Below are 11,412 nucleotides of genomic sequence, written 5' to 3'. Positions count from 1 at the left end.
CCACATTCCAACAGGATAGCAATAGCAATTCTGATTGGAATTTTTTAGTTTTGGATGTAGCTAGCTAAGGGAAGACTACAATAGGCTGTTAACCGGAAAGAAAGCCAATATAGAATACCTGGAAGGCTTGATAAAGTCTTTTTGAGAATCCAAAACAATTTTATTATTGAATATTTATGGTTTAGTGCAAGGAAAATCCTTTAAAGAATAGCCATATCATACTACCTTTTTAAATGAACGATTTTTGTAAAAACATAATTAGAGATTTAGATGACGAGATTAATGAGTTATCTATCGAATTTAATGGCTCTTTAGCATTATGCGAAAAAGCTATTGGCTTAACTATAGACAAAATAGCTAAATTAAAACAAGTTGTATTAAAACGTGGTTTTAAAGACATTGAGGAAGAAATCCATTTTTTCAAACATTTGAAGCCTAATGTACTTTCTAAACTAATTTATTATAATTCTATCTACAAGATAGAAACCAAAAAGCCCTATGGTGGTGAAAAGGTAATTGAAACACATTTAAACAACGAGTTATTTAATCTTAAAAGATTTTTTGATAATAATCTTGAATTCTATAAGTATTATCGAACCAACAGCACTTATCTTGACCACAAATATTTCGTTCGTGGGAAGTATGATATTAAGTTAAGTTTGGATACTTACTATTTTGAATCTGATCATAGTTTTTCAACATCCCATGACTATAAGGTCGCCAAAATTATTGCGAACGACTTAATACAGGTTTATTTGGAGGATAATCTTTCTAATAATATTAGATACAGCACACTGAAAAGTGCGGAAAAAATCAAATCTACGCTAGTGTGGACAGCAAGTAAAACAGCACTGATTGAATTAATTTACGCATTACACACTCAAGGGGTTTTTGGTAATGGAACCATAGACATCAAAGTAATTGCGACTTATTTTGAGCAGACATTCAATGTTGATTTGGGAGATTTTTACCATACCTTTTTAGAACTTCGCAATAGAAAAACTAACCGAACCAAATTTATTGATACTCTAAAAGAAGGACTGTTACGGAGAATGGATGATCAAGAAGAAAAATAGAATTGATTTTAATTGCAATAAAAGATACTTATTGTATTTTAACTATTAATATATTAAATGTTTTACCAACTTACTTTCTCTGCGTTCGTGAAAGCTGTTATCAAGAATAGCTCTTAATGCCGATACTATTTAATAAACAATAATTTTAAAAATATGACAACTTATAATATACCCAATCATCTAAAAGGGCTGACGGTAAACGAGGTAAAGGTTTCCCGGGAGCGGTATGGCTACAACCGGATGGAGGCAATTGGCAAAAATTCCCTGCTGGATATGTTGATCAACATATTGAAAGAGCCAATGCTAATCCTGCTCTTTGCTATTTCAATTATCTATGTGATCGTAGGCGATTATGGCGAAGCACTGTTTATGTTTCTGGCCATTATTGCCGTATCTGCTATTTCCTTTTATCAGGACAACCGCAGCAAAAAAGCACTGGCGGAATTAGAAAAGCTGAATGAACCGCTGAGCACGGTAATCAGAAATTCGGAAGTGGTCAAAATAGCTACGCATGATATTGTCATAGGCGATTTGTGCATTACGGAAGAAGGAAGGATCATCAATGCCGACGGGCGGATTGTCCACAGTAATGACTTTTCAGTCAATGAAGCATCATTAACCGGTGAGAGTTTTTCTGTATTCAAAAACAGTGATCCGGGGAATAATAAAATTTTTAGCGGAACGATTGCCGTTTCGGGATTGGCGGTCTTTGAAGTAGAACAGATTGGAAAACAAACGCAAATCGGCAAGATCGGCGAATCTATCCTGACGATAAAAGAAGAAATTTCACCATTGCAGGTTCAGATACGGAAATTTGTAAAATGGATGGCTGTTGCCGGTATCCTCATTTTTCTAATGGTTTGGATGTTCAGTTTCATACGGACGGGTAATCTTGTTGACAGTCTGTTGAACGGTCTTACCATGGCGATGTCTGTCCTTCCCGAAGAAATTCCCGTTGCATTCACCACGTTTATGGCTTTGGGTGCCTGGAAGCTGATGCGGGAGGGCATCATCATAAAAAGAAGCAGTATCGTAGAAACGTTAGGCAGTACCACGGTTATCTGTACCGATAAAACAGGTACTATTACCGAAAACTCTATGCAGCTTAAACAGTTGTATGATTACCGATCTGACAAAACTTTTGATGAAAAAGAATTTGCCAACCCCGAACTGGCAGCATTGATAGACTATGCGATGTGGAGTAGCGAACCCGTTCCGTTTGACCCGATGGAAAAAACGCTTCACCAGGTGTATGAACAGACACAAAGAGACGATGTAAGAAAAGATTACCAGATGTTCCACGAATATCCATTGGAAGGTAAACCACCTATGATGACGCATCTTTTCGAAAATTCAGAAAAAGAAAGAATTATAGCTGCCAAAGGAGCTCCCGAAGCTATTCTTGCTGTCGCTACGCTCTCGGATACCGAAAAGGATAAAATCAGAGGCCTTATCAGGGAGTTCGGGCAGCAGGGATACCGGGTGTTGGGAGTAGCCAAATCCGGTTTTGAAGGCAATGATTTTCCGGAAAGACAACAGGATTTTGAATTTGAATTTTTGGGATTGGTTGTGTTCTATGATCCTCCGAAGGAAGGGATACGGGAAGTATTCCGTCATATTTATGAAGCAGGCATCAAGGTGAAGGTAATCACGGGAGATAATGCTGATACAACACGCAGCATCGCCTCCCAGGCAGGCATCGTCAATACCGCTGAAGTCCTGAACGGAACCGATGTGGCGGCTTACTCGGAAGAAGCATTAATACCGGTGGCTGAACGCACCGTTTTATTTACCCGGATGTTTCCCGAAGCTAAACTTAGCGTGGTGAATGCACTGAAAAAGAAAGGTGAAGTGGTGGCGATGCTGGGCGATGGTGTAAATGACGGCCCTGCTCTTAAAGCAGCTCATATAGGCGTGGCAATGGGCAACAAAGGAACAGAAATTGCAAAAGCAGCCGCATCTTTGGTGATAACCAATGACGACCTTGAAAAATTAGTTATAGGTATTGCTGCCGGAAGAAGGATTTATGCCAATATCAAAAAAGCTATACAGTACATCATTTCTATCCATATACCAATTATACTGACGGTATCTTTGCCTTTATTTTTGGGCTGGATATTTCCACAGATATTTACACCTGTACACGTTATCTTTCTGGAATTGGTGATGGGACCTACCTGCTCCATTGTGTATGAAAACGAACCGATGGAGAAAAATACGATGCAACAACCGCCCAGAGCAATGACCGATACCTTTTTGAATTTGCGTGAGTTGGCCATCAGTATCATACAGGGGTTAGTAATCACAGCAGGCGTATTATTTGCCTATCAATGGTCTGTTCTGAATGGTGGCAGCGAAGAAAAAACAAGGGCAATGGTTTTTACCACACTGATTATCGCAAATATATTGTTGAGCCTCGTGAACCGTTCCTTCTCTTACAGTGTGTTTGACAGCTTCAAGAATAAGAATCCCCTCTTCCCGGTTATTACCGGTCTAACTTTGGTATTACTTTTTGCCATACTGTATATTGCACCTGCTACAAATTTCTTTCACGTAACCGGATTGGACTTACAGGAGTTAGGGATGACATTATCGGTAGCGGCGGTTTCAGTTTTGTGGTTTGAAATTTATAAATTGTTTAGAAGAATGAAAAAATCAACCCTTATGTGATAGTGAAAGGTACATATCCGGTATAACATTCTGCATTAGATAAGGATTAAAGCGATGCTCATTTTTTTATAAATTTACCAAGCTCAAAACAGTACTAACCAAATTGAAACTGCTGCTGCGGTGACTTTTATCCTACATACCTTGAATTGCGGAACAGGAAAACCAATAGGACAAAATTCCATGAGTGACGGGCTTTCAAGAAAATGGACGAGCAGGGTGACAGGGAATGACTTTCTTATAAAACCCCACGGGGTAAATGAATACCTTTTGTCCTTACAATACTCTCCGAAATATTTGAAGTTTCTTTTTGTTTTTCGGTTTGTTCCGCAGGTTCCTCTTTGGGGTCAGGCGTGATAGACAACTGTATCTTTCGTTCAACGGCAGCCAGTTCCGTTTTGAGCTCACTCAATCGGTTTTCCTTAGACCAGGTTCCATTGACCACCTCCTGAAGAACAGGTAAATCTTTTTGCAGTTCGGCAATTTTCTCCTGCTCCTGTTTGACGTAGCCGGGTAGTTTTTCCAATGCCCTTAAAAAATTCATTGAAGCGGTTTCAGGGTCTTTCGCCATTAAACCGTTATTGAATGTGTATTTGATATTGCCCTCGCCTTGTACCAAAAATCGGTTTACCCGAATATCCACGCCTTCTTTTTCGGACATTTCGGTTTTGACCAATAATGTAAATCCGTACAACGTACCGATTTCTTCATACTGACCTCCGGTGCGGGCTTTGTCCGCAAGCTGGTTGAGTTTTGCACCGATTTGTTTAATATCCGCATTGGGCGGTAAACCGTCCAGCAGAACAGGATTTGCGATTGTGCCGTCCGAATGTTTTTGTATGCGTTGCTGTAAATTTCCCCAATCAAGGCTCATTCGGTTTAAACGGGATTGCGTACTATCCAGCAATTCCGTAAAGTCTTCCAATTTGTACTTTGCACTATACTTAGAACGGTTGAAAGCCTGCTTTTCGCTTTCCAATCCGGCAATCTGTTTTTCTAATTTGGCTTTATCCAACAGGTCGGTATTTCCCGAAAGGATAGCCACATATTCCGAAAAGTTCATTCCAGATTTTTCATCCATACTGCCCTCGTCAATAGTCCGTTTGCCGAGATTGTTGTTTTTTAATTGGTCTAAAAATAGCTGTTTATTGTACAGCAGGTTAAACTTGTAGCTATCTAGTGATTTTTCAACGGCATAGATGATTACATCTACTTTGTTGTCGGCAAAGAACTTGGCAATCTCATTGCCTTTTCGGACTGCCCGACCGTCCCTTTGGGCAAGGTCGCTTGGCCGCCACGGTGTATCCAAATGATGAACGGCAACGGCTCTTTTTTGTGCATTCACACCTGTACCCAACATACTTGTAGAACCGAACAGCACACGGATTTTGCCCTCGTTCATTCCCTTGATAAGTTCCTTACGTTGCTTATCATTCTTGGCTTCCTGTATAAACCGGACTTCCTGTGCAGGTATGCCGTGGTCTTCCACCAGCTTACGCTTGATTTCGGAGTACACATTCCATTCGCCCGGCTTGTATGTTCCCAAATCGGAGAAAATGAACTGCGTTCCTTTCTGTGCGTTGTATTGGTTGTAATACTTGGCAATGTTTGCCGCACAATGCGAAGCCTTGCTATCGGGGTGGTCATCATACGCACCGCTTACCATCCGCATATCCAAAGACATTTTACGGGCGTAGTCCGTCGCGATAAGCATCTTTGCTTTTTCTTCGCTTTGTGATAAAGGTTCTCTTCCTAATAAGGTAGCATTTCCTGTTTTGGCAAACTCCATTAGCTTTTTGATAAAATCTTCCTGGTCTGGAGTAGGCGGTATGTTATACAATACCTCGTTCTTATTGGGGCGGTCAATGCCTATATCTTTTGCCGTTCTGTAATCTGTAATTTCAGAATAGAATTGAGCCAATTCCGGCACCTTGATAAAGTAGCGGAAGCGTTCTTTTGCTACAATGTTATTGGCAACCGAAAATTCATAATCGGTCGTTTTCCTTGCATAGATGGCTGCCCACGCATCAAAAGAATGAATGCCTTGTTTTTCCATTGCTCTTGGTCGCAGGTATTTGAACAGCAGGTACAGTTCGGTTAATGAGTTGCTGATAGTTGTACCTGAAAGAAAGGTTGCTCCCATATCTGCATTAATACGTTCCTGAATGGTGCGGATTGCAAAGAGCAGGTTCATTGCTTTTAGGCTTCCGTCCACATTTCCCAATCCCGCAACTCTTGAATGTCTTGTGTTAAACATCAGATTTTTGAATTGGTGGCTTTCATCTACGAACAAATGGTCAATACCCATCATCTTAAAGTCCACTACATCATCTTTGCGGTTCTCAATATCGTGTTCAAGGGTTTTGAGCTTTACTTCAAGGTTTTCCTTACGTTTGATGACCCCTGCAAGCATTCCCCTGGTTACTTCCTTGCCTTGCGATTTCAGGGCATCAAGGTTGCGCTCCACGCTGTCGAGTTCTATTTCGAGGATTTCCTTTTGAATTTCGGGCGACTGCGGTATCATCCCGAATTGGTCGTGCGTGAGGATTACGCAATCCCACTCGTTGTTTTTAATATCGCCGAAAATCCGGAGGCGTTTTTGCGGCGTGAAGTCTTCCTTGCCCGGAAACAGGATTTTTGCGTGTGGGTAGGCAGTGCGGTAGGCTTCGGCAATTTCGTGAACATTACTCTTCAGCCCGATAATCATTGGCTTGTGCGCCAGCCCCAAACGCTTCATTTCCTGTGCAGCGGTACACATCACGAGCGTTTTTCCTGCACCTACTTCGTGGTCGCAGATAGCACCGTTGTTCAGCTTTATCATCCAAACGGTGTCCTTTTGGCTGGAATACAAATCCTCAATGCCCAATGCCTTACGGTCTAATCCCGGAAAGTCCTGATGTGTACCGTCATAGTTCGGGCGGACGAAGCAGTTAAAAGTATCGTTGTATTGGTTTGTAAGCCTTGTTTTGAACTCGTCGTTTTGGGCGTGTAGCCACTCGGCAAAAGCGGTACGGATTTCGTCAATCCTGGTATTCGCCATTTGTATGGCTTCCATATCCCGCACTTTCACTTCCTGGTCGCCAACCGTAATTTTTTTGGTAATATCAGGCGTGGTATTGACAAGGGCGTGTTTGAGCAGGGCAATCCCATCAAACGTCCGGCTTTCAGCTTTGACAGCGTATTTTTCCCATATATGCAAATTCTTACGGTCGCACTTTACTGAAAAGTCATCGGAGCTTTCAGAGTAATGAACGAGTACGTCCGTATCAAAAAGATGTGAAGCAAATCGGGCATAAATACCTGTGGGTATCCAGCGTTCGCCCAAATTAAAATCGAGTTCCTCAAACTCAATTCGTCTTGGTCGGGCTTCCTCTATGGCTATAAGGCTTGTTTTGGCTTCGGTATCATCGGGATTGCGTTCGAGATACGCTTTGACCTCTTGGGCTTTCTCTACTACGTTACCTGCAATCCAGCGTTCGGATATTTCATATTCCTTTTGCAGAGGATTGTAGTAAATACGACCGTGCAATGCTTCTTTTAAAGCATCATCCGTCATACCGCTGATTTCGGACATATAGTCCAAATCAACGCTTCCGTATTTGTTCAGCGAAGCCGCTAACGCTTCTTCGGGATTGTCCGTTGCTATTGTTAAGGTGGAGAAACTTACAGGACGGCTGAATATATCCGCTTTGTGTGTTACACCACCAACAACACGCTCCAAATAAGGGATTTCCTTACCGGAGCTATCCGTTTTGATGAGCTTGATATTATCGGCACTGTTAAAGTTTCCGTACCTTTTGACAAAGGTATCGTAAAGGCGGTTAAGGGTTTTCCTTTCTTCCTTGTATTCGGTCTGAAACTTTGCCTCTTTATTGTAAAGGTCTTGGTAAACATCACGTACAGCAATGTACGCTTCGGCTCTTGCTTTCTGTAAGGTCGGTAACTGCAAAGAGTGGAAAACTGCCGTGCCGTCTGATGTATCTACATCTTGCAGATGACCGACCCAACCATTATCCACAACAAGACAATCGTTACGGTGGTACGATTGCAGTTCGCCACTATAAGGAGCAGGTTCGGGAATGGTATTGGGAACGGCTGGCTTATCAGCTTGGCCATTCCCGTTTATTTGTGAAAACAGGTCGCCGATAGCTTCCTGTTTTTTACCATTAGTAGATGGATTTCCATTGGTAGCTCTATTAGTAACAGGGGGCGTATAAGGTTGCTGCATCGCACTACTGAACAGGTCAGGTTGGCGACCTATTGCACCTCTTCTTTTGTTGGTGCTTTGCCTTTTAACTTGTGTCGTTCTTTTGGGTGGAGCAGCAACCATTACAGGCTCGTCCACATTTTCAAACAAGTCGAAAATGCTTAGTTGCTTTAATTCCTGCGGACTTTCCCGATGGGTTACAGGCGTAGGTGCAGGTTGCGGTTTTTGCTGAATGATTTCGGGTTCGACAGTTGGTGGTGTAGCCTTTGATGTGGGTGTAACAGGGATTTGTATAACAGGCTCATCGTTTCGTTCGCCTTTGTATAAATTCAAATTCAAGTGCTTTCCAAAATCTTCGGAAATCATTTGTTTGAGGTCTTTGGCAATTCCGCCAACCCCGTCTTTGTGCGTATAAATTAGTGCCGGTTGTCCGTAAGGGTCGGTATCTAATTTGCGGTCGGTATGCACAATTCTTGTGCTGTCCTGAAAGAGTGCATTGCCCGGCGTATTGTATTCCGTTTGCCTGCTTTGGCAAAACAGATCTTCCCTTTCGGTCAGACTTTGTTTTGCTGTGTTCTTTTGCAGGATAATCAAATCACTGCCAACTTCCGTACCTGCATAATCTGTAAACAAGTTGTTGGGTAGCCGAATAACTGAAACGAGATTGTTGTTCTCCATTAACGCCCTCCGTATAGGCTCATTCTTCGGACTGTTTAAAACGCCTTGCGAAGTAATGTAAGCTAACAAACCGCCCTCACGGAGCATATCAGCACCTTTCAGAAAAAAGTAATTGTGTATGCTTCGGGCTGCTTGTACTTTTGCACTGTCCCTGCTTCGGGAATAGGAAAGGTCGAAAACGGAAGTATCTCCAAACGGTATGTTGCTGGCAATTACATCATAGTTGTTTTGTTCCTTTTCGGGGATTTCCTCAAAACCGCTTATACGGATATTGCTTTCGGGATAAAGCTGTTTTAAAATCTTGCCTGTGAGCAAATCCTTTTCATAAGCGGTAACACTGGCTTTTTGATTTTCTGAAAAGGATTGTATGAAAGACCCGATACCTGCGGAGGGTTCGAGGAATTTATCAATGTTCAGACCGCTTTCACGCAAAGTTGCGGAAATCGCATCTATGACCTGTGGCGGTGTATAAAATGCCGTCAGAACAGAGCTTTTCATACTATCCACATACCTGCGGTATTGCTTTTCGTCTTCGGAATTTTCTTTGAGTAGCTGGTGGAGTTCCTGTGTGAGCGGAAAAAGTTCGTGTTCAGTCTTTCTCCAATTGTTGATGTCTATTTCGTTCGCTATAGGGTTCAACACGAATTTAAGACCGCCAAATCCGCTGTATTGCATCATTAGCAGTCTTTCGCCTACGGTGGCTTGCCGTTTCTCCTTTTCCAGTTTAAAAGCAATTCGCAGGGCATCAATGTTCTGTTGGAGATGTTGCTTTTTACTGAAGCCCATTTTTCTCTATCCATATTGCGATGGTTCCGGTTATTTCGGTATAGAGTAGGTCAAACTCAAAACCGTATGCGAAATCATCGGTCAGTTCATAGCCGGAGAAAACAGACTCGCAAACAGGAAACATTTTAAGGGCGAACGGTCGCAGTTCCTCGTCTGCCATTATGGTATCAAACTCATTGCATACCACCTGAAACACGGTATCGAATTTGGAGAAATGCAAGCCTCCAAATAGAATGTAATCGGCAATTTCATTACATTGCTCAATATCGTTTCCAGAACTAAATGCACCCTCGTAGGCATTGGCAGCCCACGAGGAACGTTGTTCGATAAATTTTTGGTCGTTCGCCTTTTCGGGAAAGCTGTTGTTTAGTAATTCCTGAAGACGTAATCTGAAATACGAAAGGTCTTTTTGCTGTGTATTCATACTATAATTTTTATTTAGAATTTTGCTCGAAACCTAAAATTATAGCAGCAGATACGCCCTTCTAAAAAAGTGGCAGGGTTTGGCTTTAAAAGGAAGTATTTGGCGAAATATCCAAACTATTGATCTACATCAATACTATTTCTTAAACCAGATCATCATTGCAAACCTTCCTTTTTGTTCATCTTTGTATTGTCTGATTATTCATTAAAAATAAAAAAGATGAAAGAAGTAGTTTTAATGTTCTTTGTTTCTGTGTTCGCATATATTCACTATTCCTATGCACAAACGATAAAATTTGAAGATTTGGAATTTGATATTGTTAATGTGAAAGCATCATCCACCTTACTGAACGGAGAAAAAGTAATTAAGGTAGAAAGAGATTTAGACAAATTACCTTTTGATGCAAACCGGTTAGGAGCTACTGTTGATGAACCTACATTTATTAAAATGAAGAATGTGGATTTTGCCGACGGAGTAATTGAGGTAAAAATGTTAAGTAAAATTCAGAATCCCTCTCCATTTGAGGCGGCACGAGGCTTCATCGGTATTGCTTATAGAATTAAAGAAGATAATTCAGCGTTTGACGCTATTTACCTACGACCAACAAATGGTAGGGCTGACAACCAGTTTATGAGAAATCATACAGTTCAATATTATGCCTATCCTGATTACAAATTTGATAGATTGAGAAAAGAGGCAAATGGCGAATATGAAACGTATGCTGATATAGGTCTTAACGAATGGATTTCTATCAGGATTGAAATAAAAGATAAGAAAGCTGTTCTATTTATAAACAATCAAAAATACCCTTCATTTATTGTTAGTGAAATGAAAGGAAATACCAATTCCGGCAGTATTGGTCTATGGGTGGATATTGGAACAGAAGGCTATTTTAAAGATTTTAAGTTTACGAAAACCCCTCTAAAAAAATAAAATAAACCCTCCTGATTAGGAGGGTTTATTGTTTTAGAACCTGTAGCATTCTACGGATTTCAATATCCATTCTTGAAAAGGCAAACCATTTTTTATGGTGTATTCATACAAATAGAAATTTATGATTTTACTTGAAGTCTAAAATTATAGCAGTAGATAAGCCCCTTTGCAGAAGTGGCAGGGTTTGGCTTTGAGAGGCGGGATTTGGCGTAAAGCCCTAAGAGTGTAGGAAGAATTAATTTGTAATTTTGTGCCAATACAAAATAAGCCTTAAATAACAGGAAATTAGTGTTCAGGCTAACCGAAATTTGGAATAACGAACAATGGAACAAATACGACAATATTTTGAAAAGGCAGTTAAACTAACAGACAAAGACTGGCAGTTTTTCTCTTCAAAGCTCATAAAGCAGGAATTTCCTAAAAATCATCATCTTTTGACAGTAGGGCAAACAGAAAACTACCTTTCGTTTATTGAAACAGGTATTATGCGTTTCTATATTCCAAAAGAAGAAAATGACCTGACCTTTGCTTTTGTATTTGACCATAACTTTGTAAGTGGCTATTGTAAATCGTCAGCAAAAAGTGGACACGATATTTTAAAAACTTAAGGAGTGTTTTCATCAAAAACGTTAGATTTAATT

At 40.8% G+C, this 11,412-nt stretch carries 6 protein-coding genes; 4 read left to right on the top strand and 2 right to left on the bottom strand.

Features of this window, described 5'->3' with window-relative positions:
• The first annotated feature begins 233 nt into the window (after window positions 1–233).
• Both EPX21_RS10600 and EPX21_RS10595 read left to right on the top strand, forming a co-directional pair.
• Window positions 234–1,076 (top strand): RteC domain-containing protein, encoded by an 843-nt coding sequence (locus tag EPX21_RS10600; protein WP_012026440.1) that lies wholly within the window; start codon window positions 234–236, stop codon window positions 1,074–1,076.
• A 153-nt stretch (window positions 1,077–1,229) separates the two neighbouring features.
• On the top strand, window positions 1,230–3,746 hold the full coding sequence (locus EPX21_RS10595; protein ID WP_134089669.1) for a cation-translocating P-type ATPase: 2,517 nt from the start codon (window positions 1,230–1,232) through the stop codon (window positions 3,744–3,746).
• A gap of 235 nt (window positions 3,747–3,981) precedes the next feature.
• On the opposite strand, the gene EPX21_RS10590 is transcribed toward EPX21_RS10595, so the two are convergent.
• Both EPX21_RS10590 and EPX21_RS10585 read right to left on the bottom strand, forming a co-directional pair.
• Window positions 3,982–9,414: an N-6 DNA methylase gene (locus EPX21_RS10590; RefSeq protein ID WP_134089668.1), complete on the bottom strand. Its 5,433-nt coding sequence runs from the start codon at window positions 9,412–9,414 to the stop codon at window positions 3,982–3,984.
• Complete coding sequence (locus EPX21_RS10585) at window positions 9,401–9,838, bottom strand: DUF1896 domain-containing protein (RefSeq protein WP_134089667.1); 438 nt, start codon at window positions 9,836–9,838, stop codon at window positions 9,401–9,403. The genes EPX21_RS10590 and EPX21_RS10585 overlap by 14 nt, the downstream gene beginning before the upstream one ends.
• A 219-nt stretch (window positions 9,839–10,057) precedes the next feature.
• On the opposite strand from EPX21_RS10585, the gene EPX21_RS10580 reads away from it, so the two are divergent.
• Together EPX21_RS10580 and EPX21_RS10575 are read left to right on the top strand one after the other, a co-directional pair.
• The gene (locus tag EPX21_RS10580) at window positions 10,058–10,771 is read left to right on the top strand and encodes a hypothetical protein (RefSeq protein ID WP_206106048.1); all 714 of its coding nucleotides are present in this window, start codon (window positions 10,058–10,060) and stop codon (window positions 10,769–10,771) included.
• A gap of 323 nt (window positions 10,772–11,094) precedes the next feature.
• Entirely contained in the window at window positions 11,095–11,379 is a 285-nt protein-coding gene (locus EPX21_RS10575) for a hypothetical protein (RefSeq protein WP_206106047.1), read from the top strand.
• The last annotated feature ends 33 nt before the right edge of the window (window positions 11,380–11,412 follow it).

The organism is Olivibacter sp. XZL3, assembly GCF_004368405.1.
Lineage (GTDB): Bacteria > Bacteroidota > Bacteroidia > Sphingobacteriales > Sphingobacteriaceae > Olivibacter.
The sequence above is the reverse complement of the archived record's forward strand: the minus strand, read 5'-3'. Positions and strand labels throughout refer to the sequence as shown.